The 24,852-nt window shown below is 64.4% G+C and carries 24 protein-coding genes; 14 read left to right on the top strand and 10 right to left on the bottom strand.

All coding sequences use genetic code 11. The features are described 5' to 3' along the window. The first annotated feature begins 120 nt into the window (after window positions 1–120). Both recA and recX read left to right on the top strand, forming a co-directional pair. Window positions 121–1,224 (top strand): recombinase RecA, encoded by a 1,104-nt coding sequence (gene recA, locus ACF8O7_RS14000; protein ID WP_016449400.1) that lies wholly within the window; start codon window positions 121–123, stop codon window positions 1,222–1,224. Window positions 1,225–1,426: 202 nt separating this feature from the next. Beyond that, window positions 1,427–1,906, top strand: coding sequence for a recombination regulator RecX (gene recX, locus ACF8O7_RS13995; protein ID WP_016449399.1), 480 nt, complete (start codon window positions 1,427–1,429; stop codon window positions 1,904–1,906). On the opposite strand, the gene yddG is transcribed toward recX, so the two are convergent. From yddG to argC, 3 genes are read right to left on the bottom strand one after another with little or no spacing between them, the layout of a single operon-like run. Beyond that, window positions 1,903–2,823: an aromatic amino acid DMT transporter YddG gene (gene yddG, locus ACF8O7_RS13990; protein WP_392443561.1), complete on the bottom strand. Its 921-nt coding sequence runs from the start codon at window positions 2,821–2,823 to the stop codon at window positions 1,903–1,905. The two genes, recX and yddG, sit on opposite strands and share 4 nt — an antisense overlap. A 22-nt stretch (window positions 2,824–2,845) precedes the next feature. Further along, on the bottom strand, window positions 2,846–4,729 hold the full coding sequence (locus tag ACF8O7_RS13985; RefSeq protein ID WP_392443558.1) for a hypothetical protein: 1,884 nt from the start codon (window positions 4,727–4,729) through the stop codon (window positions 2,846–2,848). Then, the gene (gene argC / locus ACF8O7_RS13980) at window positions 4,726–5,658 is read right to left on the bottom strand and encodes an N-acetyl-gamma-glutamyl-phosphate reductase (RefSeq protein ID WP_016454237.1); all 933 of its coding nucleotides are present in this window, start codon (window positions 5,656–5,658) and stop codon (window positions 4,726–4,728) included. Before argC ends, ACF8O7_RS13985 begins: the two co-directional genes overlap by 4 nt. A 436-nt stretch (window positions 5,659–6,094) precedes the next feature. Between argC and sucC the strand changes: the two genes are divergently transcribed. The 7 genes from sucC to tfpZ all read left to right on the top strand — a co-directional run bounded on the left by sucC (window position 6,095) and on the right by tfpZ (window position 12,766). Beyond that, window positions 6,095–7,255 (top strand): ADP-forming succinate--CoA ligase subunit beta, encoded by a 1,161-nt coding sequence (gene sucC, locus ACF8O7_RS13975; protein ID WP_016449395.1) that lies wholly within the window; start codon window positions 6,095–6,097, stop codon window positions 7,253–7,255. Between the two features lie 20 nt (window positions 7,256–7,275). Next, the gene (sucD, locus tag ACF8O7_RS13970; protein WP_016449394.1) at window positions 7,276–8,169 is read left to right on the top strand and encodes a succinate--CoA ligase subunit alpha; all 894 of its coding nucleotides are present in this window, start codon (window positions 7,276–7,278) and stop codon (window positions 8,167–8,169) included. A gap of 165 nt (window positions 8,170–8,334) precedes the next feature. After that, window positions 8,335–9,027, top strand: a complete 693-nt coding sequence (locus ACF8O7_RS13965) for a TerC family protein (RefSeq protein ID WP_016449393.1) — start codon at window positions 8,335–8,337, stop codon at window positions 9,025–9,027. 294 nt (window positions 9,028–9,321) lie between these two features. Further along, window positions 9,322–10,104, top strand: coding sequence for a PP2C family serine/threonine-protein phosphatase (locus ACF8O7_RS13960; protein WP_047474588.1), 783 nt, complete (start codon window positions 9,322–9,324; stop codon window positions 10,102–10,104). Window positions 10,105–10,352: 248 nt separating this feature from the next. Next, on the top strand, window positions 10,353–11,063 hold the full coding sequence (locus tag ACF8O7_RS13955; RefSeq protein WP_016449391.1) for an FHA domain-containing protein: 711 nt from the start codon (window positions 10,353–10,355) through the stop codon (window positions 11,061–11,063). A gap of 224 nt (window positions 11,064–11,287) precedes the next feature. Next, on the top strand, window positions 11,288–11,893 hold the full coding sequence (locus tag ACF8O7_RS13950) for a prepilin-type N-terminal cleavage/methylation domain-containing protein (protein ID WP_193615939.1): 606 nt from the start codon (window positions 11,288–11,290) through the stop codon (window positions 11,891–11,893). Window positions 11,894–11,995: 102 nt separating this feature from the next. Next, window positions 11,996–12,766 carry a TfpX/TfpZ family type IV pilin accessory protein gene (gene tfpZ / locus ACF8O7_RS13945; protein WP_126311114.1) on the top strand — a complete coding sequence of 257 codons (771 nt, stop codon included), beginning with the start codon at window positions 11,996–11,998 and terminating at the stop codon, window positions 12,764–12,766. 27 nt (window positions 12,767–12,793) lie between these two features. Here tfpZ and moaC read toward each other — a convergent pair whose 3' ends face one another. Further along, the gene (gene moaC, locus ACF8O7_RS13940) at window positions 12,794–13,267 is read right to left on the bottom strand and encodes a cyclic pyranopterin monophosphate synthase MoaC (RefSeq protein WP_126311113.1); all 474 of its coding nucleotides are present in this window, start codon (window positions 13,265–13,267) and stop codon (window positions 12,794–12,796) included. Between the two features lie 152 nt (window positions 13,268–13,419). Here moaC and ACF8O7_RS13935 point away from each other — a divergent pair, with 152 nt between their 5' ends. Further along, window positions 13,420–15,045 (top strand): M48 family metalloprotease, encoded by a 1,626-nt coding sequence (locus ACF8O7_RS13935; RefSeq protein WP_126311112.1) that lies wholly within the window; start codon window positions 13,420–13,422, stop codon window positions 15,043–15,045. Here ACF8O7_RS13935 and ACF8O7_RS13930 read toward each other — a convergent pair. The 3 genes from ACF8O7_RS13930 to ACF8O7_RS13920 form a co-directional block, all read right to left on the bottom strand. Further along, a complete protein-coding gene (locus ACF8O7_RS13930; protein ID WP_012202791.1) occupies window positions 15,019–15,366 on the bottom strand; it encodes a phage holin family protein in 348 nt (115 codons plus the stop codon). The genes ACF8O7_RS13935 and ACF8O7_RS13930 overlap by 27 nt on opposite strands. Before the next feature lie 152 nt (window positions 15,367–15,518). Beyond that, a complete protein-coding gene (locus ACF8O7_RS13925; protein WP_016449386.1) occupies window positions 15,519–15,977 on the bottom strand; it encodes a hypothetical protein in 459 nt (152 codons plus the stop codon). A 134-nt stretch (window positions 15,978–16,111) separates the two neighbouring features. Continuing rightward, window positions 16,112–16,852, bottom strand: coding sequence for a TerC family protein (locus tag ACF8O7_RS13920; protein WP_016449385.1), 741 nt, complete (start codon window positions 16,850–16,852; stop codon window positions 16,112–16,114). 508 nt (window positions 16,853–17,360) lie between these two features. On the opposite strand from ACF8O7_RS13920, the gene ACF8O7_RS13915 reads away from it, so the two are divergent. The 3 genes from ACF8O7_RS13915 to ACF8O7_RS13905 all read left to right on the top strand — a co-directional run bounded on the left by ACF8O7_RS13915 (window position 17,361) and on the right by ACF8O7_RS13905 (window position 18,859). Continuing rightward, window positions 17,361–17,792 carry a DUF3717 domain-containing protein gene (locus ACF8O7_RS13915; protein WP_034348260.1) on the top strand — a complete coding sequence of 144 codons (432 nt, stop codon included), beginning with the start codon at window positions 17,361–17,363 and terminating at the stop codon, window positions 17,790–17,792. Window positions 17,793–17,849: 57 nt separating this feature from the next. After that, entirely contained in the window at window positions 17,850–18,029 is a 180-nt protein-coding gene (locus ACF8O7_RS13910) for a hypothetical protein (RefSeq protein WP_016449383.1), read from the top strand. A 140-nt stretch (window positions 18,030–18,169) separates the two neighbouring features. After that, complete coding sequence (locus tag ACF8O7_RS13905) at window positions 18,170–18,859, top strand: N-acetyltransferase (protein ID WP_126311111.1); 690 nt, start codon at window positions 18,170–18,172, stop codon at window positions 18,857–18,859. Between the two features lie 29 nt (window positions 18,860–18,888). Here the strand turns inward: ACF8O7_RS13905 and ACF8O7_RS13900 are convergent, their stop codons facing one another. Then, the gene (locus ACF8O7_RS13900; protein WP_017404069.1) at window positions 18,889–19,449 is read right to left on the bottom strand and encodes a YaeQ family protein; all 561 of its coding nucleotides are present in this window, start codon (window positions 19,447–19,449) and stop codon (window positions 18,889–18,891) included. Between the two features lie 104 nt (window positions 19,450–19,553). After that, window positions 19,554–20,933 carry an adenylosuccinate lyase gene (gene purB / locus ACF8O7_RS13895; protein ID WP_016449379.1) on the bottom strand — a complete coding sequence of 460 codons (1,380 nt, stop codon included), beginning with the start codon at window positions 20,931–20,933 and terminating at the stop codon, window positions 19,554–19,556. Window positions 20,934–21,047: 114 nt separating this feature from the next. Here purB and ACF8O7_RS13890 point away from each other — a divergent pair, with 114 nt between their 5' ends. Beyond that, complete coding sequence (locus ACF8O7_RS13890; RefSeq protein ID WP_016449378.1) at window positions 21,048–21,668, top strand: glutathione S-transferase family protein; 621 nt, start codon at window positions 21,048–21,050, stop codon at window positions 21,666–21,668. Between the two features lie 352 nt (window positions 21,669–22,020). Here the strand turns inward: ACF8O7_RS13890 and glnE are convergent, their stop codons facing one another. After that, on the bottom strand, window positions 22,021–24,762 hold the full coding sequence (gene glnE / locus ACF8O7_RS13885; RefSeq protein ID WP_070080730.1) for a bifunctional [glutamate--ammonia ligase]-adenylyl-L-tyrosine phosphorylase/[glutamate--ammonia-ligase] adenylyltransferase: 2,742 nt from the start codon (window positions 24,760–24,762) through the stop codon (window positions 22,021–22,023). Between the last annotated feature and the right edge of the window lie 90 nt (window positions 24,763–24,852).

Here is a 24,852-nt window from a genome sequence, read left to right as displayed (position 1 = left end):
AGTCAGGAAAACTGACTAAAAACACCAACAAATCAAGACAGCAAGCCCATAAACTACTGTTCAAGCATCCAGCCTGAATGCAAATACAGAGCTGAATCCATACCCAACCCAGGAGTCCGCATGAACACCGCCGTCACCACCGCCAACAGTGAAAAAGCCAAGGCCCTGCAGGCCGCACTCGCCCAGATCGAAAAGCAGTTCGGCAAGGGCACGATTATGCGCCTGGGTGAAGGCGAAGCCATCCAGGACATCCAGGTCGTCTCCACCGGCTCGCTGGGCCTGGACATCGCCCTGGGTGTGGGCGGCCTGCCCCGTGGCCGCGTGATCGAGATCTACGGCCCTGAATCCTCGGGCAAGACCACGCTGACGCTGCAGGTCATCGCCGAAATGCAAAAGCAGGGCGGCACCTGCGCCTTCATCGACGCAGAACACGCGCTGGACACCAGCTATGCCCAGAAGCTGGGCGTGAACCTCAACGAAGTGCTGATCAGCCAGCCCGACACCGGCGAGCAGGCCCTGGAAATCGTGGACAGCCTGGTGCGCTCGGGCGCCGTGGACATGATCGTCGTGGACTCGGTGGCCGCACTGACACCGCGCGCCGAAATCGAAGGCGAGATGGGCGACCAGCTGCCCGGCCTGCAGGCCCGCCTGATGAGCCAGGCGCTGCGCAAGCTGACCTCCACCATCAAGAAGACCAATTGCATGGTCATCTTCATCAACCAGATCCGCATGAAGATCGGCGTGATGTTCGGCAGCCCCGAAACCACCACGGGCGGCAATGCGCTGAAGTTCTACGCCTCGGTCCGCCTGGACATCCGCCGCACCGGCACCATCAAGAAGGGCGACGAAGCCATCGGCAACGAAACCAAGGTCAAGGTCGTCAAGAACAAGGTCTCGCCCCCGTTCAAGACCGCCGAGTTCGACATCCTCTTCGGCGAAGGCATCTCGCGCGAAGGTGAAATCCTGGACATGGGCGTCAACGCCAAGATCCTCGACAAGTCGGGGGCCTGGTACGCCTACAACGGCGAAAAGATCGGCCAGGGTCGCGACAACGCCCGCGAATTCCTGCGCGAGAACAGCGGCCTGGCCGTGGAGATCGAGAACAAGGTGCGCGACAGCCTGGGCATCGCCCTGCTGCCCACGGCCGGCGGCGATGCGCCCGAAGCCAAGGCCGCCAAGGGCGCCAAGGCCAAGGCCGACAAGGACGGCGTGATCGAAGCCTGAGCGCCCAGACCCCTCACAGCAGGCGCCGCAGCGCCTGCGCACACTGTGTTTGCCATCTTGGCGCAGGCTCACGTCTGCGCCTTTTTTATCGCCGGGACGCCCCAAGGCAAAAAAGCGGCCCCCTTGGGGGGCAGCGGACCTTGCGCAGCAAGGGGAGCGTGGGCGCCTTTTTTATTCGGGATGATTCAGGAGACATTGCCGCATGGGATTCGCCAAGCTGTCGCTCAAGGGCCGGGCGCTCAAGCTGCTGGGCCAGCGCGAACATTCACGGCTGGAGCTGGAACGCAAGCTCGCCCCCCATGTGGAGGAAGGCGAGGACCTGGGCGCCATGCTCGACGCGCTGGAGCAGCGCGGCTTCATCAGCGCCGAGCGCGTGGCCGAGTCCGTGCTGCATCGCAAGGCCGCGCGCTTTGGCACATCGCGCGTGGTGCAGGAGCTGCGCAGCAAGGGGCTGGACGATGGCCTGGTGCGCGCCGCCGCAGAACAATTGCGCGCCACCGAACTGCAGCGCGCCCATGCCGTATGGCGCCAGCGCTTCGGCACACCGCCGGCCACCCCGCAGGAACGCCTCAAGCAGATGCGCTTTCTGGCCGCGCGCGGCTTTGGCGGAGAAATAGCGAGCAAGGTGCTGCGCGGGCGCAGCGAAGACTGGGATGACGGAGCTGCAGACGAAGGCAACTAATCCACGCGCCGGGTTGCGCCCCAGCACACCAGCGACCCCACGGTCACCAGCGCCACGCCCTGCCAGAAGCCCCAGCCCGGCTGCACCTGCAGCCAGGCACTGGCCAGCAAGGCAGAGAACACGGGCGTGAAGTACGAGGCCGCCGCCATCACGGCCAGATGCCCGTGCTGTATGCCGTGCTCCCAGCAGCTGTAGCCCATGGCCGTGAGCCCGCCCACGGCCAGCAGCTGCAGCACCACGGTGCCTGACCAGTGCATGCCGCCTTCGCCACCCAGCCACAGCCACTTGATCCACAGCGCCAGCGCAGTCCAGATCAGGAACAACCCCACGGCATTGTGCCCCCCACCCCAGCGCCGAGCAGCCAGCGAATAGCAGGGCCACAGCAGGGCCGCGCCAAAGGCGAGTCCATAGGCCAGCGGATTGGCCAGCATGTGGTCCGCAATGCCCCGCAGTTGCAGCGAGTCGCCGCCCAGCACGCACGTCAGCCCCCACAGGCACAGCAGCACGCCGGGCCACAGCCACCAGCGCGCATGCTGCTGGCGCAGCAGCACGGCCAAAACGATGGTCAGGCTGGGCCACAGGTAGTTGATCAGCCCCAGCTCCAGTGCCTGAGCACGGTCCTGCGCCAGACCGATCGCCAGCGACAGACAGATTTCATAGACCGCAAACAGCAGCCCGCAGCCCCAGAAATAGGCCGGGTGCATGGTTCGCCATTGCGAAGGCCTGGGCAGGCCGCGCACGGCGGCCACGCACAGGGCGCTGACCGTATAGAGCATGGCAGCGCCGCCCACGGCGCCCAGCGGCTCGGCCACTGAGCGCATCAGGCCCACGGTGCAGCTCCAGCACACCACGGCCAGCAGGCCGATGGCGGTGGCCCGGCCTGCGGCTGCAGGGGAACTGCTGTGCGCTGAAGACATGGAAAAGGCAGCGCGCGGCAGGTCAGTGCGGCTGCAGCACCTGGCGCAGCGAGCGGTAAAGCGCGTCCGAGCCGTGCGCGCGGTTGTCCGCATCGAAGGAGAACTCGTTGCTGGACTGCGTGCCGGTCGCGTCCTCGGGACGCGCCTCCATGAAGAAGGACAGGAAGCGCGCGCCCTGGCGGCGGTGCATGGTCAGCACTTTCTCCAGCCGCTGCGGCGACAGTGCCACCAGCGGATGGAACTCCGTCACGCCATAGGCGGTGTGGCCATAGCGGCGCAGCATCTGGCCGACCAGCGGCCCATAGGTGTCTTCGCCATACAGGCTGACACCCAGGGACAGCCCCGGCATGCGCTGCAGGCTGCGCTCCACGGCGTAGCGGCTGGCGTCCCAGCTCGGATTCGCATGGGGGTTGAGCTGGTGGGCAAAGCGAGGCACCCGGCCCAGGCAGCCGTGCCCGATGTGCTCGGAAAAGCCCTGGATGTAATCGGCCACCTGCTGCTCGCGAAAATCGTTCCAGTCCGTCACCAGCGGGTTGTAGAACAGCGCCAGCCGGTCCTGCGGGCTGTCCACCCAGAACTCCACACCATCGGGCAGCTTGCCGAAGTCAGGCAAGGCCTCGGCGGTATGGGGCCTGGGCTCTCCCTGGTGGCGGTCCATCACGGCGATCTGGCGCGTGGCCAGCAGGCCCAGGCTGCGCCCGCCGGCCTGCAGCACCACGTCGATGCGGTGCAGGCCCTCGCCCAGCGCCGGATAGCGGATGTCGGCACGCCAGCCCACATCGGGCGTGAGGAAATCAGGCTTGGCCTGGGCCACATCCTGGCGGTGCATGTGCACGGGGGCGTGCGAGTAGGGGCGCCCGTCCACGAAGACGGCCACGGCCAGTTGCTTTTGCAGCTTCGCGTCGGGCGAGTGGACCCAGCCGGACACCGGGACCGTGCCAGCCGCATAGCTGTCGATGTGCTGGAAGAAGTTCTGCAGCGGCTCGCTGCGGATGTTGCGCGACGGAGGCTCCACCGCATCGAAGCTGGCGAACTCCGACTTCAGATGGGCATTGAGCCGCGCAATGTCGCCATAGCGCTGGCGCAGGAATGCATGGAAGCCCGCCACGGATGCAGGGCTGTAGTCGGTGACCGCATAGCCTTCGGCCGCGAACCCCATGCCGGCCTCGAAACCCGGGAACAGCTGGTGCGTCTCGCCCAGCACGGTGAGCGCACGCAGCGGATGCATGGCGGCATCGCCCGCAGCGCACATGCGCTCGGCCAGGGCATCGACCACCAGCTTGCGCACGCGCGTGATTTCATTGTCCTGCCGCGCAACCGACCACGGGAAGATGCGCGCGCCCAGATAGGTGTCCAGCGGCAGCGGTCCCTTGGGCGTCCAGGCCAGATTGGCGGGATCGGCGGCCAGGCGCTCCTCGGCCTGGGAGTGGACCTCGAAATGCGTGGCGAACAGGTAGAGCACCACGGGCCGCTGCGCCTGCGCCACCGTGCGCACCACGCGGTCCAGCGCCTCGCCCCGGACTTCCCAGGCCCGGCCGTTCCACTGCACATAGCGCAGCAGAGGCACGCTGAGCGTATAGCCCAGCTCCAGCCCTTCGCCCTGCGGCCGGCCCAGGCGCTGCAGCGTGGCTTTCACCATTTCCGCGGCCGAGCCCTGAGGGCCCAGGCAACTGGCAGGCACCTGCTGGAATTCCTTGGGAAAATCCTCGCGCAGCCCGTCCTGCACCAGGCAGGCTTCCATATTGCCCAGCAGCGGACTCAGCAGCAGGCGCGATGAGGAAGGCAATGCCGGCCGCAGCTTCCAGGCGAACACAACTATCAGCAGACACAGCACGGCCAGGGCCAGGACATGGCCCCAGACCGGACCGCGCCGGCCCGGCAAGGACGGGGGCGCGGGGGGCCTCACAGGCCCAGCATGATCTGCAGGTTCTGCACGGCGGCGCCGCTGGCGCCCTTGCCCAGGTTGTCCAGACGGGCGATCAGCACGGCCTGGCGGTACTGCTCATTGGCGAATACACGCAACTCCAGCTTGTTCGTGTCGGTCAGCGTATCGGCAGCCAGCTTCATGTCTTCGGTGGGCGGCAGCACCGACACCCATTGCTCGGGCGTGTTGGTCGCCGCGTAGTGGGCGGCCAGCGCATCGTGCAGATCGGCGGCCTTGGGCGCGCCCGGCAGCAGGTCCAGATGCAGGGGCAGTTGCACCAGCATGCCCTGGCGGAAATTGCCCACGGCAGGAATGAAGACCGGGCGGCGCGTCATGCCCGTGTAGTGCAGGATTTCGGGAATGTGCTTGTGCGACAGGCCCAGCGCATAGGCCTCGTAAGGCGCGGCCGTGCCGGCCTCGTAGGCTTCGATCATGCTGCGGCCGCCGCCCGAGTAGCCGGACACCGAGGGCAGGCTCAGCGGGTAGTCGGCTGGAATGAGGCCTGCCGCCACCAGCGGGTGCAGCAGTGCGATGGCGCCCGTGGCATAGCAGCCGGGGTTGGCCACGCGCGTGGCAGCCTTGACGGCGTCCAGCTGGCCCTTGCGCAGCTCGGGAAAGCCGTAGACCCAGCCCGGCGCCACGCGGTGGGCGGTGGAGGCATCGATGATCTTGATGGCACGGCCGGTCTCGGCCTCGATGGCGTCGACCATGGCCACGGTTTCGCGCGCAGCGTCGTCATGCAGGCACAGGATGACCAGGTCCACGCCGGCGATCAGCGCACGCTTGGCAGCAGGATCCTTTCGCAGCTCGGGCGCAATGCTGACCAGCTCCACGCCGGACAGATCGACCAGACGCTCACGGATCTGCAGCCCTGTCGTGCCTGCTTCGCCATCGATAAAGACTTTTGCCATCGCTGTATTTCTCCTGCTGCGCGGCCCTCCTGGAGCCGCTGCGGCACCATTGCCGCGTTCCAGCTGCGGATTCTCACCGAAACCGGGTCCCCCTGCGCCCGTTGTCGCAAAACGGTTGGCAGTGGCGATCAAGGGCGTGCTGACATGCGCCTGTTACAAACGGCGGGCAGGGCCGCCTGCAGATCCTCTATAAGACAAAAGAGCTGTGGCGCCTGAAAGAAATGTCGGGAAACCGGCTTTTCCCTGACATATCAATGCATTGCACAGTTCCTGGCATGCTGCTTGGCCCGCAGGAAATTGTGGATTCTGCGCATGGGGGCGTGTCGGATGGCGCAGTGCAGCATGGTACATTCGGCGATTGCCAGGTCACTCCGCCTTGAGGCAGCACCCCAGGGCTACCGGGTCAATCCCCCCCTATTTGTTTGAGAGAGACATCATGAAGATTCATGAATACCAAGGCAAGGACATCTTGCGTCAGTTTGGTGTGCCTGTACCTCGCGGTATCCCTGCGTTCACAGTGCAAGAGGCCGTCGAGGCCGCCCAAAAGCTCGGCGGCCCCGTGTGGGTCGTGAAGGCCCAGATCCACGCTGGTGGTCGCGGCAAGGGCGGCGGCGTGAAGGTTGCCAAGAGCATCGACGACGTCAAGGCACTGGCTGGCCAGATCCTGGGCATGCAGCTGGTAACGCACCAGACCGGCCCCGAAGGCCAGAAGGTCCGCCGCCTGTACATCGAAGACGGCGCCGACATCCAGAAGGAATACTACCTGTCGTGTGTGACCGACCGCGCCACGCAGAAGGTGGCCTTCATCGCTTCGAGCGAAGGCGGCATGGACATCGAGGAAGTGGCCCACTCCACGCCCGAGAAGATCATCACCATCTTCGTCGATCCCCTGGTCGGTCTGACCCAGGCCCAGGGCGAAGAGCTGGCCAAGGGCATCGGCATGCCTGCCGACTCCACTGCCCAGTTCATCGACATCTGCCAGAAGCTCTACAAGTGCTACATGGACACGGATGCCTCGCTGGTCGAGATCAACCCCCTGAACCGTGACAGCAAGGGCAATGTCATTGCCCTGGACGCCAAGTTCAACTTCGACGCCAACGCCCTGTTCCGCCTGCCCGAAATCGTGGCACTGCGCGACCTGGACGAAGAAGATCCCGCCGAAGTCGAAGCCTCCAAGTTCGATCTGGCCTACATCTCGCTGGACGGCAACATCGGCTGCCTGGTCAACGGTGCCGGCCTGGCCATGGCCACCATGGACACCATCAAGCTGTTCGGCGGCGAGCCGGCCAACTTCCTGGACGTGGGCGGCGGCGCCACCCCCGAGAAGGTCACCGAAGCCTTCAAGATCATGCTGAAGAACCCCAAGGTCGAAGGCATTCTGGTCAACATCTTCGGCGGCATCATGAAGTGCGACACCATCGCCACCGGCGTGATCACTGCCTGCAAGGCCGTGAACCTGCAAGTGCCCCTGGTCGTGCGCATGAAGGGCACGAACGAAGAACTGGGCAAGAAGATGCTGGCCGAGTCCGGCCTGCCCATCATCAGCGCCGACACCATGGCCGAAGCGGCCACGAAGATCGTCGAAGCCGTCAAGTAAGCAGGCCCGGAGAACACACCATGTCTATCTACATCAATAAAGACACCAAGGTCATCACCCAAGGCATCACGGGCAAGACGGGCCAGTTCCACACGGAAAAATGCATCGAGTACGCGAACGGCAAGAACTGCTTCGTGGCCGGTGTGAACCCCAAGAAGGCCGGCGAAAAGATCTTCGACGTGCCAATCTACGCCTCCGTCAAGGAAGCCGCACAAGGCACGGGCGCCACGGTCTCCGTGATCTACGTTCCCCCCGCAGGCGCTGCCGCCGCGATCTGGGAAGCCGTGGAAGCCGACCTGGACCTGGCCATCTGCATCACCGAAGGCATCCCCGTCCGTGACATGCTGGAAGTGCGCAACAAGATGCGCGCCAAGGAAGCTGCAGGCGGCAAGCGCACCCTGCTGCTGGGCCCCAACTGCCCCGGCCTGATCACGCCCGACGAGATCAAGATCGGCATCATGCCCGGCCACATCCACAAGAAGGGCCGCGTCGGCGTGGTCAGCCGCTCCGGCACGCTGACCTACGAAGCCGTGGCTCAGCTGACCGAACTGGGCATTGGCCAGTCGTCGGCCGTGGGCATCGGCGGTGACCCGATCAACGGCCTCAAGCACATCGACGTGATGAAGGCCTTCAACGACGATCCCGACACCGACGCCGTCATCATGATCGGCGAAATCGGCGGTCCCGACGAAGCCGAAGCTGCCCGCTGGTGCAAGGACAACATGAAGAAGCCGATCGTCGGCTTCATCGCTGGTGTCACCGCCCCTCCCGGCAAGCGCATGGGCCACGCCGGCGCGCTGATCTCCGGCGGTGCCGACACGGCCGACGCCAAGCTGGCCATCATGGAAGAGTGCGGTTTCGTCATCACCCGCAATCCCTCCGAAATGGGCCGCCTGCTCAAGGGCCTGATCTAAGCGGCACCGGTTCTGCGTGACATCCAGGGTTCGCTCCAGGAAGAAATTACGCAGAATTACGAATCGGTAAGGCGGCAAGTCCGCCCTACACTGACGACTCCAAAAAAGAAAAAGCGCCAGAGGCTACCGCCCTGGCGCTTTTCAACTCATAACAGCGGAGAAACCATGGAATACCTGCAAAGCGCCGATTTCTGGATCGGCCTGTTGAAGATCGTCTGGATCAACATCATCCTGTCTGGCGACAACGCCGTCGTCATCGCCCTCGCAGCACGCTCGCTGCCTCCCGCACAGCAAAAGAAAGCCGTCATGTTCGGCTCCGGCGCCGCCGTGGTGCTGCGGATCATCCTGACCGTGGTCGCGGCAAAGCTGCTGGAGCTGTCGTTCCTGCAGATCGTGGGCGGCTGCCTGCTGCTGTGGATCGGCCTGCAGCTGCTGACCGGCGAAGAAGATGATGAAGGCGAATCCAAGGGCCATGGCAGCATGATGGTCGCCATCCGCACCATCCTGATCGCCGACCTGGTGATGAGCCTGGACAACGTGATCGCCGTGGCCGCCACTGCGCAGGGCAACATGGTCCTGCTGATCCTGGGCCTGGCCATCAGCATCCCGCTGGTGATCTTCGGCTCCACGCTGATGATCAAGCTCATGGAGCGCTTCCCCGTCATCATCACGCTGGGCGCCGCCCTGATCGGCTGGGTCGGCGGAGAAACCATCGTCAACGACCGCCTGCTGCACGGCTACGCCATCAGCCACCCCTGGCTGCACTATGTGGCGGCCGCAGCCGGCGCCGTGCTGGTCGTGGGCATTGGCAAGTTCCTGCAGGCGCGCTCAGGCGCAAAGCACGCAGCCCAGGCCTGACGCTGCCGCAGGCAGCACCTTCGCCGCATCACGAACGCACTGCCCCGGCAGTGCGTTTTTGCTTTGTGAGGACCCATCTTGATGTGGCGTCAAGCTGACGAGCCGTTGCGCCCGCGCATTCCGGGCACTTGCGCGCACTGTTTTCATTTACGCTGTGCACCGGTCTTCACCATTGCATCTGCACACCAGGGACTGATGGCACCACCGCCGAATCCGTCCTTTGCCACCATGCCCAGCGCCCCCAAAATCCCGGACCAACCCACCCGGCAGCAAGCTCCTGCCCAGTACTGCGCCATGGTTGCACGCACCGATGTGGGCCGGCGCCGTGACAACAACGAGGACGCCGTCACCATCCACCCCAGCGCCCAGCCCTGGCCCATTGCCGTGCTGGCCGATGGCATGGGCGGCTACAACGCCGGCGAAGTCGCCAGCGCCATGGCCATCAGCCTGGTATCCGTGGCGCTGCAAAGCACCACCACCGAGGCGCCCGTGGCCAACACGCCGCAGGCCCGCCAGGAATTGCAGCAGTCACTTGCCAATGCCCTGAACCTGGCCAACGCCGCCATCCTCACCGCCGCCCAGGAAACACCCGGCTGCCGCGGCATGGGCACCACCGTCATCGCAGCCGCTTTGCTGCCCGGCCTGCTGATGCTGGCCCACCTCGGCGACTCGCGGGCCTATGGATGGCGCGATGGCCAACTGCTGCGCCTGACCCGGGACCACACCTGGCTCCAGGAAGAAATCGATGCAGGCCGCATCCAGGACCACGAAGCCCGGCAGTCCGGCCTGGGCCACCTGCTCACCCAGGCCCTGGGCGTGACCCAGGACGTCACACCCGACTTCAATGAATGGCCGCTGCAGCCTGGCGACCGCATCCTGCTGTGCTCCGACGGCCTTACCGACATGCTCGATGACGACGCCATTGCCGCCCTGTTCAAGCAGTCCAGCCCGCTGCCCGTGCTGCTGACCTCGCTGCTCACGGCCGCCAATGAAGCAGGCGGAAACGACAACATCAGCGCAGCGCTCATCGAACTCCAGGCCAACCCGCCCTCTGCCGCCTGCGCTGCCATCGATTGAGCCCAGACAGAGCGCAGGGATCGACGGCAGAACCCATCCGATGGACGCGCTTGCGTGCACAAAAACCCCAGGTTCCAATTGTCAAAAATGATTGCGCACCCAACAATCGGTCAAAGACAAGCCATAGCCTGTATCAAATACGATGACGGACTCCGGCGTGCCCGGGCCGCAGACATAATAGTTGGATAGACCCCAGCTCCGGATCACCCAGTGCAGTGCAAGCCGGGCATAACAAAGGAATTTTGAGCATGCCGACCCTGGTCATCTCCATCGACGGCGCCGTCATCAAGGAAGTGCAGCTGACCAAGGAGCGCACCACGCTGGGACGCCGCCCCTACAACGACATCGTAATCGACAACCTCGCGGTCAGCGGGGAGCATGCCGTGCTCAGCATCGTCGACGGTGCCGTCATCATCGAAGACCTGCGCAGCACCAATGGCACCTATGTCAACGGCCAGCCCATACTGCGCCAGACCCTGAACCACGGCGACCTGCTGGACATCGGCAAGTACAAGATCCGCTTCGTGCAGCAGCAGGTCAGCGCCTCCTCGCGCTCGGCACTGGCGGCCATTGCCGCAGCAGTGGAGGCAACCCGCCCAGCCCCCTTGGCGGAAGACCTGCCATCGCAGTTCAGCACCCAGACCCCCTCAGGCTTCGACCACACCCTGCCGCCTTCGATGGCCGGCCTGGCCACACGCCAGGCTGCCATCCGCATGCTCAACGGCAACGCCGCTGGCCGCGAAGTCCCGCTGGTCAAAGTCGTCACTACCCTGGGCAAGCCCGGCGTGGCCGTCGCCTCCATCACCCAGAAGCACCACGGCTTCGTGCTCGCCCAGCTGGAAGGTGACGCCCTCAGCCTCAAGCTCAACGGCCAGGAAATCGGCCGCCGCGCCGCGCCGCTCCAGCATGGCGACATGCTGGAACTGGCAGGCACCCAGATGCAGTTCCTGGTGGCCTGAAGGACCGGCTTGATCTACTGACAAGCTACGCCAATGCATTTTTAGCAAGCTCACCATCCTTGACAAAAATGTCATGCAACTTGGATCAATTTGTCAGAGAATGCGCAACAACCGTGTAAGTTGCAACCAAACCCTACATTGCAAGGACCCTCCGTCCATCCAGCACAGCTGGCACGGCTCTTGCTCCATAGAGCATGCAAATCAACCCCTATGAGGAGAGTTTCATGAAGCGTTCCATCCAGCAAGGTTTTACCTTGATCGAATTGATGATCGTCGTGGCGATCATCGGCATCCTGGCAGCAGTTGCGCTGCCAGCTTATCAGGATTACACGGTGCGTTCGCGTATCACTGAAGGCTTCAACCTGGCACAGCCTGCACGTCAAATGCTGGCGACTGATGGCGCAATCGGCGTGGCTGACTACAAGACGGTCGTTCAAACTTGGAATGATCAAGCAGGCAAGTCTGGCGCCAATTCCAAATTTGTGACCTCGGTCTGGTTCAGCAACGATGGCGCGAAAGCTCTTGATGCAGCTACTGCCACGGGCGCTGAAACAGAACATCTTCTTATCACCTATAACGCAACCACCGTTGGTAGCTTGGGCTCTCGGAATGTGATCCAACTGTTTCCCCGTATGCGTACAAAGAAGGCTGGCGAGGATGCTGTGTCCCTGGCTGCCGCTTGGACCGCTGGTGAGACAGGCTCCATTGATTGGGCTTGTGTGAGTGAAACCGCAACTACTGCTAACAATGCCGACCGGAAAATGGGCTATACATTCGCTGGCCTCAAGACGTCCGTTCTGGCAAAATATTCTCCTGCAGAATGCCGCTAATACTTGCTTAGGCTAATATCTAAAAAGGAGCGCTAAGCGCTCCTTTTTTCATCACCGCATTAATATTATGCCACCCAGCATTTAAGCCACCTAGAGATAATTATGACTCAGCATTACAGAAGCCAGGCTGCTTTTCGCGCCGCTTCTTTTCATTTGCTGGCCTGCCTCCTAATAGCGACTTTTGTAGCTACCCTGATTTTCTCTCTATGGTTTCCTTACCCATACCGCGATCTGGCGGGTGGCCGCGAACTGTTCTGGCTGATTATTGGTGTGGATGTAATTTGCGGTCCATTGTTGACGGCCGTACTATTCAACCCTCAAAAGTCGCGGCGCGAGTTGATGCTGGACCTAGCTATGGTTGCACTCATCCAATTGGCTGCATTGGGTTTTGGACTACATACCCTTAGTAAAGCCCGCCCCGTGTACCTTGTATTTGAGGTGGACCGTTTCCGGGTGGTCACCGTTGCTGATGTAGACAGCAAAAGCCTGCGCCCGGAACAAGGTGGCCTGCATGTTCTGCCCTGGACGGGCCCACGCATCATCGGCACACGTGCGCCCCATGACAACAAGGAGTACATCGACAGCCTGGACATGTCTCTGGGCGGCCTTGATCCGTCAATGCGCCCGGACTGGTGGCAGCCTTACGAAAAAAACAAACCAGACGCGCTGAAAAGAGCGCAGAAACTGGAGGCGCTACGCAACAAGCGCCCCAGTCAAAAGGCACTGATCGAAAAAGCCGTGCGTGACAGTGGCCTTTCTGAAGCGTCACTCGCTTGGCTTCCTGTCACCAGCTTCCTCAGCACTGGCTGGGTGGCCCTGATCGACAATAAGACCGCCGAAGTGAAAGCATTCGCATCTATCGACGGATTTTGATAATGCTTGAGAGCATCAGCCGGTAAGTCAAGCCATAAAATCCCCGGACTTGCCCCCCCGCTTCTCCACCACCCTCACCCCCTCCATCACCATTGACTTGTCCACCGCCTTGCACATGTCATAGACCGTGAGCAGCGCCACCTGTACAGCGGTGAGTGCTTCCATCTCGACTCCAGTAGGCCCCACTGTCTCCACGGTAGCCACACAACGAACGGAAGATACATCTGGCAATATCTCAAACTCCACAGCCACCCGCGTCAACGCCAGCGGATGGCACAGCGGAATCAGGTCACTGGTCTTCTTCGCTGCCATGATGCCAGCAATGCGCGCGATGCCCAGCACGTCGCCCTTCTTGGCCGTGCCGCTCTGGATGATGGCCAGGGTTTCGGGCTGCATGGTGATGCGGCCCTCGGCGACCGCGATGCGGTGGGTTGCGGGCTTGGCGCCGACGTCGACCATGTGGGCCTGGCCCTGGGCATCGAAGTGGGTGAGGGAAGACATGGAAACTCCTGAAAATGCACTGGCCGGCCCACGGCTGTCCTGACACGCTGGTCGAACCCGCCATGAACGTTCGGCGAACCGAGGCATCATAGTGGGGTGTTCCACCGCCCCGTGACTATGCACGGGCCCGGCCCCTTGGTTCTTACCTGCCCATGCGCCCATCACGCCTGAAGACACGTATCGCCGTCGGCCTGCAGTTGCTGGCGGCCTCTCTCGCCATCGCAACGCATGCACCCGCACAGGCCCAGTTGCGCCTGCCCACGCTGGGCGACGGCGCGGCCACGACGACCAGTGACGAGCGGCGCCTGGGTGACCGCATCATCCGCTCTCTCTACCGCGATCCGGACTACATCGACGATGCGGTACTGCAGGAGTATGTAGAAGGCATCTGGCAGCACCTGGTTGATGCGGCGCGCACGCGTGGCGAGCTGTCGGACGAGTTGGAAGAGCGCTTTGCCTGGGAGATCCTGCTGGGGCGGGACCGCTCGGTCAACGCCTTTGCGCTGCCCGGCGGTTATCTGGGAGTGCACCTGGGACTGATCGGCGTGGTCAGCACGCGCGACGAACTGGCTTCGGTGCTGGCGCATGAATTGAGCCACGTCACGCAGCGCCACATTGCGCGTCTCATTGCCCAGCAGGGCAAGCAGACGCCGCTGATGATCGGCTCGATGATCCTGGGCGCCCTGGCCGCCAGCCGCAGCCCGGATGCCGCCATGGCGATGATGATGGGCGGCCAGGCGCTGGCCGTGCAGAACCAGCTGAACTTCTCTCGCGACATGGAGCGCGAGGCCGACCGCATGGGTTATGGCTTGATGGCGCCTGCGGGCTTTGCGCCGCAGGGCTTTGTCACCATGTTCGACAAGCTGCAGCAGGCCAATAGGCTCAATGACAACGGCAGCTGGCCCTATCTGCGCAGCCATCCGCTGACCACGGAGCGCATGGCCGACATGCATTCACGCCTGCCGCGCGGCGTTGCGCCCGCGCCCGCCCCTTCCCTGGAACACGTGATGATGGCCGCACGGGCCCGCGTGCTGTCGCGCCCGGGCGTGGACGTGCTGCGCCAGTGGGCCGAGCTGCCGCGCTCCACCAGCTTTGGCAGCCAAACCCCGACCCAGCAGGTGGCACAGTTGTATGCCGCCACGCTGAGCGCCGTGCAATTGCGCGATTGGGCCGAGGCGCGGGAGATGTCCGGGCGCCTTCAAGCGGCCACGGCCGCCGATCCCGGCGCCCAGCGGCAGGCCAGGCTGCTGCAGGCCGAACTGGAGCTGACGGCCGGCAAGCCCGGCGCCGCGTTGCAGGCGTTGCCACCGCTCTACCTGCCTGCAGCCGCACCTGCCCAGGCCAGTCCCACGGAATCCGTCCCCGCCAAGACAACGGAAAGCGGCCCCAGTCTGGCCACCGTCAATGTGGTCGAAAGCCGTGCGGTGCGCCGGCCCGAGCTGCTGATGCGCACACAGATCCTGCTGCGCGAGCAGGGCGCCGCCAGCATGGCAGGCCCGCTGCAGACCTGGGTGACGGACCACCCGCGCGATGCCAGCGCCTGGCAACTGCTGGCCCAGGTTCAGCGCTCTCAGGGCCAGGAGCTGCGCGCGCTGCGCGCCGAGGCCGAGGCCCAGGTCGCGCACTACGACTATGCGGCCGCGGTGGATCGCTTCAAGGCAGCGCAGGAACTGGCCCGCAAGGGCGGGCCCAAGGTGGATTTCATTGAAGCCTCCATCGTGGACACGCGGCTGCGTGCCGTGGAGGAGCTGCTAAGGGAACAGGCGCGCGAGAAGTGACTCGATGGCCAGGCCCAGCAGCGAGTAGATGAGCGCGCCCAGCATGGCCGCCCAAAAGCCCGCGACATGAAAGCCGCTGAGCAGGCCCGAGGCTGCCCAGAACATCAGTCCGTTGACCACGAAGAGAAACAGCCCGACCGTCACGATGGTCACGGGCAGCGTCAACACCACGAGGATGGGCCGCAGCACCGCGTTGAGCAGGCCGATGACCAGCGCCGCGATCATGGCCGAGCTGAAGCTGTTGACCTGCACGCCACCATAGAGATAGGCCACGACCAGCAGGGCACCGGCGCTGAGCAGCCATTTGATCAGGATTTTCATGCGGGCAGCATAGCAGCAGCCAGCAGATCCGGGTTGAGGCGGCGCACTGGGAACCGTGGACCGGAGAACTCCATGAAAAACGGCATCCCGTTTTCCGGGATGCCGTCCTGACAGTGATCGCCTGACCAGAGCAGCCAGGCAGATGCAAGCCTTTAGACCATCGCTTCCTCGAACACCAAGCCCATCAGCGCGCCGATGGCCGCCAGCGTTCCCGGAAGATTCCAGCGCCGGCCCAGCGGGGCTGCAGGCGCCACGGCTGGGGCCGTGGCCTCCTGCTTGGGGCGGCGCGCATCGACGATCTGGGCCGCGCCATGCTCCTGCTGGAGCTGGGCCACCAGTTCGGCCAGCGGCCCCTTGGCCAGCACCGGCGTAATTCGGCCTGCACTGTCACCGAACACCGGCAGCAACTGGGCAAACAGCTTGTCGGCCCACTTGCCGCGCCAGCTTTCGCGTGCGCTGTGGCTCACCCATTTGCTGACACGGTGGGTTATGCGCGGTGCGCAGGCCACCAGCAACCAGTGCGAGGACTGGGCCTGCGGCGAGGCGGCCAGGGCCTGGACCAGAGGCAGAGCGTAGGAAGCGTCATCCACGTAGACGATGATGGGGTTCAAAGCAAGTCCTTGTCGAACTGGGTTTGCGGGGTGGGACAGGCGGGCGGTCAAAGCCGCCCTTGCACTGGATTGTCGCGAATCGGCGCGGGAGGCCAGACAGGCCAACCCGGCGCCAACCTCAACTTTTCAGGAAATCAAGCTCCGTGGGCATCCGCCTTGGGAGCAGGACGGCGCGAAGCGATGTACTTGCCCAGTGCCAGCACCAGCAGGGCTCCGAACACGCTGGCACCGTACTTGAGCATGTCGGTCTGGGGCAGCTTGACCATCCAGTCCCACTTCTCCGTATTGGCGAAGACGGGGTCGGTGACCAGCATGCCGCCGGCAATCCAGCCCAGCAGCATGCCGCCGGCCACGATGATGATGGGGAAGCGCTCCATCAGCTTGATCACGAGCTGCGAGCCCCAGACGATGATGGGGATGGAGATCAACAGACCCAGCACGACCAGCAGCAGCTGGTGTTCGCCCGAGCTCTGTGCGGCGCCGGCGATGGCGATCACGTTGTCCACGCTCATCACCAGGTCGGCGACGATGATGGTCTTGATGGCCGCCAGCAGCTTGTCGCTGCCCTGGATGTTGTCATGGCCATCTTCATCAGGCGCAATCAGCTTGATACCGATCCACACCAGCAGCAGTGCGCCGACAAACTTCAGGAAGGGCAGCGCCAGCAGCGTCATCGCGAAGGCGATCAGGATAACGCGCAGGATGATGGCGCCAGCCGTGCCCCAGATGATGCCCTTCTTGCGCTGCGCGGGCGGCAGCTTGCGGCAGGCCAGCGCGATCACGACCGCGTTGTCCCCGCCCAGCAGGATGTCGATGATGATGATTTGGCCCAGGGCCACCCAGAACGGGGCGTGAGTCAGAAAGTCCAAGTCCATAAGGTCCTCGCTGTTGAGTACGGCCGGCGAGAACTCCTCCCTCCTGGAGAAACACCCACCAGCACAGAAAGACCGATGCGACGACACAGCGCCTACCCGGGCAAGGACATGCCTGGCTCAGGGGAGAACACCTTGATCGACCGTCATCAGGTCCATCAAAGGTCTTGCTCGGCTGCGGTATGCACCGCAGCCCGGAAGGCCGGAAGCTTGCGCTTCGTATTGACGACCATTCCGATGCCGGCGCGGTGGCTTTGCAACCACCCCTGCCGGCAGAGAGCTACTCCCCTTCGAACCTGCGGATTGCAACACAAAGCCGCTGCGGCACGCAAGTGAAAAAACCCTTCAATTCCACGGAAAGCACAAGCAACACATCCCGTACTCCTTTTATACATCTGCCCCCAACGCTTCACTATTCATAGCAACCTTGAAGCTGATGGAGTGTTGCAGCAGTGCCCGGCCGAGGACTGGCATGCGCCTTATCATCGCTGTCCCTTCCCCTTGCCCGTCCATGACTGCACTGCACATCACCGATATCGAAGCCGCCATCAACTACTGGCGAGAGCGCCACCCGTCCCCGGATGGTGTGCTGCTGCAGCCCGAAGTACGGGCTCTGGCCGAGGTGTACGCGCTGATGATCTTCTGGCATGAGACCGAAGTGCAGGTTGAGGGCTTTCCCTCGCACGCCATGGCAGCCTGGCTGGCCTGGTACGACACGACCCCCGATACGCCCTGCATCGCCATCTGCTCCACCAGCCAGGGCGACGAGAAATGCAAGGGTTGTGGCCGCAGCTTCGACGAAGTGCAGATGTGGACCGCCATGGAGCCACCACAGAAGCGCGCCGTATGGCGCAGGATCACGAAAGAAGGCGACTCCTGGCGCTTTACCCGCTATGCAGAGCGTGCGGCCGAGCGCGCGGACATATCGCGCAAACCCGGCTGATTGCCGTATATCGCACCGAACCAGTGCGATGTTGCAGGCGGCCTAACATCAGTCCCCATGCTGCAGACCGCCGCTTCCAGCCACCGCCGCCCCCGCCCCTGCATGCGCCTCACGGCAAGTGATGCGGGGAGCACGCGCGTGCCGGCCGGCAAGGCCTGGCCTGCCACGGCCGCTCGCCTGCGCGAGCGCGATGCAGCGCGGCTGAACATCGGCCCCAGACAGGCCGCACGGTCTTGATGCGCTGCCCTGCGCGGAACCGGGCAGCGTCGCTTCACTGAATCCGCTCTTCTTGCGCCGCCTTCACCTTGAAACTGAAGGCGGTTGGGTTTTCACGCGTCTGCCGGGCCACAAGGCCTGCCGACAAAGCGAGCTTTGCCGTGACCTGTCTAGCCTTTACCCCAGCCGGGCCCTCGTTTTCCTCCCTCTGGCGCCATCTGCGTGATGCCGTGGCGCATCGCGCCTCGGCCCGCTTGCGGCCGCACCACGTCACCGAACTGCGCATCGACGTGATGCAGCCGCTGGTGGAGGGCGAGCTCGAAGCCATTCATGAGCGCCTGTACCAGCCCGGCAACAAGCTGCACGGCCTGGAGCGACGTCCGCTTCACGATCCGCAGTTCCAGCTGCACTGGCGGGAGGCCGACGGCGAATGGTTTGCCTACGTGGAGGATATGGAGCGGCGCTGCCTGGCCGGCTACACGGTGTTCAATCGCCTGGTCGAAGTGGACAAGCGCACCGACCGCCGCGTGCGCTCGCCCCATTCGCGCTTTGCGCCGGACTACCAGCGGCGCGGCATCGCCAGCGCCGTCTACCGCAGCGTGCTCGATACGGGCACCTGCCTCGTCAGCGGCGCACGCCAGTCGCCGGGTGCCCACGGCCTGTGGAACCATCTGGCGCGCAGCTATGACGGCCGCTATGTGGGCATCACGGAGAGCAAGTCGCTGATCCATCTGGGCTGCAATGTGCCCGACGATGTCATGGACCGGCTGTCCACTCGCCGCATGCTGCTGGGCGCGGGCTGGACGGTGGAGTCCTTCGCCCAGGCCGTCCGGATGCAGTTGCCTAACTGAGACAGTGGCTTGCTTGGGCCAGTGCCCGGCTACTTCCAGCGCAGCGGCTCGATGAAGACCGTGCCTAGATTGCTGCTGAGCGTCAATGCGCCTTCCTGGATGGTGGCCTGCAGTTGCATGCTGCGCTCGGCCAGCTCCGCCAGCGACTGGGAGGTTTCGGAGGGAATCCGCCAGACCTGCAGCTTGTTCAGTCGTGCCAGCTTGCCTTCCAGGCCTTTCCACCAGACTTCCGCCGCATGGTGGAAGGCGTAGAGCACTACGGCATCGGACTTGTTGCATGCCTTGGCGATGGGCTTTTCCTCGGGCTGGCCGACCTCGATCCACAGGCGCTTGGCTCCCGTGAAGTCGGTCAGCGAGACATCGGGATCCTCGGGATCGGACAGGCCCGCGCCAAAGGCCAGCGTGCCGTCGCCGTTGCACATGTCGCTGAGCTGGTGGGCATTGAGGGCCAGGGCCACAAGGCGCACCATCATGCGTTCGTCCGTTTCGCTGGGATGGCGAGCCAGGGTCAGCGCATGGTCGGCGTAGTAGCCGTGGTCAATGTCGGCGATGGACAGGTTCGCCTTGAAGATGGTGGATTTGAGGGCCATGAGACAGAACCTATCAAAAACAAGAGCTGCCGCAGCAAGCCTGTGCTTGCATCGGCAGCCCTGAATGGTTGAAGCGCGCCCTTCATGGCGCGGCAAAGGATGGATTAAACGCGGCGCGCCAGCTCGGCCGCCTTGCCCACATAGGAGGCAGGCGTCATGGCCAGCAGGCGGTCCTTGTCGGCCTGGGGGATTTCCAGGCCGTTGATCAGGCGGTGCAGGTCTTCGGCCTGCACGGTCTTGCCGCGCGTGACTTCCTTGAGCTTTTCGTAGGCGCCCTGCACGCCGTAGCGGCGCATCACGGTCTGGATGGGCTCGGCCAGGACTTCCCAGGCGTTGTCCAGGTCTTCCTGCAGGCGCTCTTCGTTGAGTTCGAGCTTGTTCAGGCCGGTCATCAGCGAGCTGTAGGCCAGCGTGGCATAGCCCATGGCCACGCCGATGTTGCGCAGCACGGTCGAATCGGTCAGGTCACGCTGCCAGCGCGAGATGGGCAGCTTTTCGGCCAGGTGCTTGAGCAGGGCGTTGGCCAGGCCCAGGTTGCCTTCGGCATTCTCGAAGTCGATGGGATTGACCTTGTGCGGCATGGTCGAGGAGCCGATCTCGCCGGCCTTCAGGCGCTGCTTGAAGTAGCCCAGGGACACATAGCCCCAGACATCGCGCGAGAAGTCGATGAGGATGGTGTTGGCGCGCGCGATGGCGTCGAACAGCTCGGCCATGTAGTCATGCGGCTCGATCTGGATCGAGTAGGGCTGGAAGCTCAGGCCCAGACCCTGGGGCTCGGGCGACTCGATCACGTTCTTGCTGAAGGCTTCCCAGTCGAACTCGGGCCAGGCGGAAAGGTGGGCGTTGTAGTTGCCGACGGCGCCGTTCATCTTGGCCAGGAGCTTGACCTCGGCGATGCGGGCAGAGGCCTTTTCCAGGCGCACCAGCACGTTGGCGATTTCCTTGCCCACGGTGGTGGGGCTGGCGGTCTGGCCGTGCGTGCGGCTGAGCATGGGCACGGCGGCATAGGCATGGGCCATCTCGCGCAGCTTGGCCGTGATGCCGGAGATTGCGGGCAGCAGCACGCTGTCGCGGCCGGCGCGCAGTTGCAGCGCGTGGCTGGTGTTGTTGATGTCTTCGCTGGTGCATGCAAAGTGCACGAATTCGGCGGCCTTGAGCAGCTCGGGACGGCCGTCGAACTTGCCCTTGATCCAGTACTCCACGGCCTTGACGTCGTGGTTGGTGGTCTTTTCGATGTCCTTGATGGCCACGGCATCGGCCTCGGAGAAGTTCTTCACCAGGTCCTGCAGATAGACGCGCGCGCCTTCGGACAGGGGCTTGAACTCGGCAAAGCCGGCATCCGACAGGGCGATGAACCAGGTGACCTCCACCTGCACGCGGCGGTGCATGTATCCCATCTCGCTCATGATCGGGCGCAGAGGAGACAGTTTGGCGGCGTAGCGGCCGTCGAGCGGGGACAGGGCGGAGATGTGCGGCAGATTCATGGGCCGTGATTGTAGGTGCGCGCGGCAAAAACGGGGGCCGAGGGGGAGATCGCCGGGCAGCGCATAGAATCTGCTGCCCGCCCATGGGCCGCCTCTTCGCCACGGAAAATTGCCATGAAACTGATAGGTTCCTCCACCAGCGCCTACGTACGCAAGGTACGCGTCGTACTGGCAGAGAAAAGGCTCGACTATCAGTTCGTCGAGGAAAACCCCTGGAGCCGCGAGCTGTCGCCCGGCACCGGCAACCCGCTGGGCAAGGTGCCGCGCCTGGTCATGGACGGCAGCGATGCCATGTTCGACTCGCGCGTGATCGTCGAATATCTGGACACACTTTCCCCGGTAGGCAAGCTGATCCCCGGCACGGGGCGCGAGCGCGCCGAGATCAAGACCTGGGAAGCACTGGCCGATGGCCTGCTGGATGCCGGGGCGCTGGCCCGCCTCGAAGCCACCTGGGATGGCCGCAGCGAAGAACAGCGCTGCCAGGCCTGGATAGACCGCCAGCTTGCCAAGGTGCGGGCTGCACTGAACGTGATGTCCCAGGGGCTGGGCGACAAGCCGTATTGCTGCGGCATCCACTTCACCCTGGCCGACGTGTGCGTGGGCTGCGCCCTGGGCTGGCTGGACTTTCGCTTTCCCGAGCTGGACTGGCGCGCCGACCACCCCAATCTGGCCGCACTGCAGGCCAAGCTGGCCGAGCGTGCCAGTTTTGCAGCCACGCGCCCTCCCCAGCCCTGACGCCGCACCAGCCCGGGAATGCAAAAAGGCCACCCGATAGGTGGCCTTTTTGCTGGCATAAAAAAGTTGCGAAGCATCCCGAAACGAATAAAGAGAGGGAGGGAGGAGAAGCGCTTCGGGCGGAACAGTTCAGGACTGTGGCCCCAGAGGCTTCGCAACGTGAAATTCGGTCTGGATACTCTCTCTCAACAAGCTGTTCAATAGATGAGCTACTTTTGCAGAAGTTCCAGGGGTCGTGGGCAGGAAAAATGTAACATTTTGAGGATGCCCGCGATCCTGCTGTAGGCCAATTTCCACGGATGCTGAAGTGAAGGCGTTCGCAGCCGCAAGCCGCCTTCTTTGCTTCACATCGTCAAGCCGCAACGGCGTTGGCGAAAACCGCATCCCACAAGGCCTTGACGGGCGCACTCAGCGGCTCGGCCTGCCCTGGCACCAGCTGTGCCGAGCGCTCATCCAGCCGTGCCACGTGCTGCAGGCGGCGCAGCTCGCGGTAGGCCCGGGCCGCCTGCTGGCCTACGCCGGCCGGGATCAATCCTGCCTGTTCGGCGCGCTGCAGCAACGCGATATTGCCGAGGTTGGCCATCAGTTCCGGGTGCGAGGCCGATTGCGAGAGCACGAGGTACTGGACCGCGAATTCCACATCGACCATGCCGCCCGGGCTGTGCTTGACATCGAACAGGCCGCCGCGCACCGGATGGGCGCCGCGCACGCGTTCGCGCATGGCGACGATTTCGTCGCGCAGCGCCGAGGCGTCGCGAGGCGCGGTGATCACAGCCTCGCGCACGGCATCGAAGCGGGCCTGCAGATCGTCGCTGCCCAGCACGAAGCGCGCCCGCGTCATGGCCTGGTGCTCCCAGGTCCACGCCGTGTTGCTGCCGCGCTGCTGCTGGTAGTTGGCATAGGAGGCGAAGCTGGTCACCAGCAGGCCCGAGTTGCCGTTGGGGCGCAGCGCGGTGTCGATCTCGAACAGGTCGCCCTCGCCCGTCTTGACGGCCAGCCAGTTGATGAGCTTGCGCACAAAGGCGGCATAGATCTCGGAGGCGTGTTCGTCTTCGTCATCGAAGACGAAGACGATGTCCAGGTCGCTGCCGTAGCCCAGCTCCTTTCCGCCCAGCTTGCCGTAGCCGATGATGGCGAACTGCGGCGACTCGCGGTGGCGGTTCTTGAGCCGGCTCCAGCACCAGCTGGCCGTCACCCGCAGCACGCAGTCGGCCAGCGCGCTGAGATCGTCCGCCACCTGCTCGACCGTGATGCGGCCTTCGATATCGCGCGCCAGCGTGCGAAAGACCTCGGCATGGTGGGCGCGGCGCAGCAGGTTCAGCAGGGTTTCGTCATCGTCCTCGCCCGTGGCCTGCAGCGCGGCCAGGCGCAGGGCCAGCTCATGCTCGAAGTCCATGGGCGAGAAACGCTCGCCCAGCATGGCTTCGTTGGCCAGCTCGTCGATCACGCCCGGGTGCTGCTGCAGGTAGCGCGCGGGCCAGCGTGCCGCGCCCAGCAGGTCCAGCAGCCGCTCGTGCACGGCGGGGCGCTCCAGCAGCAGGGCCAGATAGCTTTCACGGCGCAGCAGCGGCTCCAGCCAGTTCAGAAAGCGCAGCGCGGCGTCTTCGGGCACGCTGCGCTCGGCCACCCATTGCGCCGTGCGCTGCACGAGTCGAAACAGCCGGCCGCGCGCCTCGTCGCGCAGGTTGGCGATGCGGGCATTGCCGCGCCAGTCGGCCACATGGGCGGCCAGGGCTGGCGGCAACTGCTCCATGAGGCCGTCTATCTCGCGCGGCGTGCCCTGGGCGGGGCTGCGCGCGCCATTGCAACGGCCCGAGCCGCACTGGGGCTGGGCCGAGCCGCCCAGCAGGGTGTCGAATTCCTCGGCCACCTTTTCGCGATGGGCATCGAGCTGGTGCAAAAAGGCGCAGGCATCGGCAAAGCCCATGGTGCGCGCAATCCATTCCAGGTCATCGTCGCGGGTGGGCAGCACATGGGTCTGCTGGTCGTCCAGGTACTGGATACGGTGCTCGACACGGCGCAAAAAGGTGTAGGCCGAGCCCAGGGCGTCGGCCACTTCCTGGCTCATGAGGCCGGCGCGCGCCAGGCGGCCCAGCGCCTCCAGCGTGGGGCGGCAGCGCAGTTCGGGGAACTGGCCGCCACGCACCACCTGCAGCAGCTGCACGGTGAATTCGATCTCGCGGATGCCGCCGCGCGAGAGCTTGACGTCATTGGAGCGGCCCGGATGGCCCGCGCTGCGCCGCGCCGCATGCTCGCGGATCTGGCGGTGCAGCGAGCGCAGCGCATCAAAGACCGCGTAGTCCAGGTAGCGGCGAAAGACAAAGGGCAGGACCACGGCACGCAGCGCCTGCACCTGCTGGGAGCGCACGCAGTCCATGGGCGCCACGACGCGGCTCTTGAGCCAGGCAAAGCGCTCCCACTCGCGTCCATGGGTCTGCAGATACTCCTCCAGCGAGGCCAGCGAGACGGCCGAAGGCCCCGAGTTCCCGTTGGGACGCAGCGCCAGGTCCACGCGGAAGACAAAGCCGTGCTCGGTGGTGTCGCCGATCAGGCCGTAGATGCCCTTGACCACGCGCGCGAAGTACTCGTGGTTGGAGATCACCCCGCGCCCATCGGGCAGGCCGGCGGTGTCGCCGTCCTGCTCGTAGACGTAGATCAGGTCGATGTCGCTGGAGACGTTGAGCTCGCGTGCGCCCAGCTTGCCCATGCCGATGATCCACAGCTGCACTGGCCGGCCGTCGGGGCCTTGAGGCGCGCCATGGCGCGCGTCGAGCTCGGCGCGCGCCTGGATGCAGGCGCGCTCCAGCGCCAGCTCGGCCAGCTCGGTCACGGCGCGCGTGACCACGGCCAGCGGCGCCTGCTGCTCGCAGTCGAGCACCATGGTGCGCTCCATGACCAGCTGGCGCAGCACACGCAGCGCAGCCGACAGGTCCAGGCCACGCTCCAGCAGTGCCGCCAGGGCCTGCTCCATGGACGCGCGCTCGGGCGGACCCGGCGGCAAAAGGCTCAGCTCGTCGCCATAGCGACGGTGCAGCCGTTGGTGAAAACGGGAATAGGCGGCCTGTGCGGGGACATTCAAGGCCGTACCTGCCATTGCGTGAACTGAGGATTGCATACGGAACGCGAAAGAAGCGGCCACTCACGCGCAGAGGGATTGCAGCAACCCTTGGTTACCGCCCAGGCC

Origin of the sequence: Delftia sp. WSY_16 (assembly GCF_043104415.1) — a bacterium.
GTDB lineage: Bacteria > Pseudomonadota > Gammaproteobacteria > Burkholderiales > Burkholderiaceae_C > Comamonas > Comamonas tsuruhatensis.
The sequence above is the reverse complement of the archived record's forward strand: the minus strand, read 5'-3'. Positions and strand labels throughout refer to the sequence as shown.

Excerpts from the sequence above, each read along its gene's own strand:
- recA (WP_016449400.1), top strand. The coding sequence starts at position 121 with ATGAACACCGCCGTCACCACCGCCAACAGTGAAAAAGCCAAGGCCCTG.
- recX (WP_016449399.1), top strand. The coding sequence starts at position 1,427 with ATGGGATTCGCCAAGCTGTCGCTCAAGGGCCGGGCGCTCAAGCTGCTG.
- yddG (WP_392443561.1), bottom strand. The coding sequence starts at position 2,823 with ATGTCTTCAGCGCACAGCAGTTCCCCTGCAGCCGCAGGCCGGGCCACC.
- argC (WP_016454237.1), bottom strand. The coding sequence starts at position 5,658 with ATGGCAAAAGTCTTTATCGATGGCGAAGCAGGCACGACAGGGCTGCAG.
- sucC (WP_016449395.1), top strand. The coding sequence starts at position 6,095 with ATGAAGATTCATGAATACCAAGGCAAGGACATCTTGCGTCAGTTTGGT.
- sucD (WP_016449394.1), top strand. The coding sequence starts at position 7,276 with ATGTCTATCTACATCAATAAAGACACCAAGGTCATCACCCAAGGCATC.
- ACF8O7_RS13965 (WP_016449393.1), top strand. The coding sequence starts at position 8,335 with ATGGAATACCTGCAAAGCGCCGATTTCTGGATCGGCCTGTTGAAGATC.
- ACF8O7_RS13960 (WP_047474588.1), top strand. The coding sequence starts at position 9,322 with ATGGTTGCACGCACCGATGTGGGCCGGCGCCGTGACAACAACGAGGAC.
- ACF8O7_RS13955 (WP_016449391.1), top strand. The coding sequence starts at position 10,353 with ATGCCGACCCTGGTCATCTCCATCGACGGCGCCGTCATCAAGGAAGTG.
- ACF8O7_RS13950 (WP_193615939.1), top strand. The coding sequence starts at position 11,288 with ATGAAGCGTTCCATCCAGCAAGGTTTTACCTTGATCGAATTGATGATC.
- tfpZ (WP_126311114.1), top strand. The coding sequence starts at position 11,996 with ATGACTCAGCATTACAGAAGCCAGGCTGCTTTTCGCGCCGCTTCTTTT.
- moaC (WP_126311113.1), bottom strand. The coding sequence starts at position 13,267 with ATGTCTTCCCTCACCCACTTCGATGCCCAGGGCCAGGCCCACATGGTC.
- ACF8O7_RS13935 (WP_126311112.1), top strand. The coding sequence starts at position 13,420 with ATGCGCCCATCACGCCTGAAGACACGTATCGCCGTCGGCCTGCAGTTG.
- ACF8O7_RS13930 (WP_012202791.1), bottom strand. The coding sequence starts at position 15,366 with ATGAAAATCCTGATCAAATGGCTGCTCAGCGCCGGTGCCCTGCTGGTC.
- ACF8O7_RS13920 (WP_016449385.1), bottom strand. The coding sequence starts at position 16,852 with ATGGACTTGGACTTTCTGACTCACGCCCCGTTCTGGGTGGCCCTGGGC.
- ACF8O7_RS13915 (WP_034348260.1), top strand. The coding sequence starts at position 17,361 with ATGACTGCACTGCACATCACCGATATCGAAGCCGCCATCAACTACTGG.
- ACF8O7_RS13910 (WP_016449383.1), top strand. The coding sequence starts at position 17,850 with ATGCTGCAGACCGCCGCTTCCAGCCACCGCCGCCCCCGCCCCTGCATG.
- ACF8O7_RS13900 (WP_017404069.1), bottom strand. The coding sequence starts at position 19,449 with ATGGCCCTCAAATCCACCATCTTCAAGGCGAACCTGTCCATCGCCGAC.
- purB (WP_016449379.1), bottom strand. The coding sequence starts at position 20,933 with ATGAATCTGCCGCACATCTCCGCCCTGTCCCCGCTCGACGGCCGCTAC.
- ACF8O7_RS13890 (WP_016449378.1), top strand. The coding sequence starts at position 21,048 with ATGAAACTGATAGGTTCCTCCACCAGCGCCTACGTACGCAAGGTACGC.
- glnE (WP_070080730.1), bottom strand. The coding sequence starts at position 24,762 with ATGGCAGGTACGGCCTTGAATGTCCCCGCACAGGCCGCCTATTCCCGT.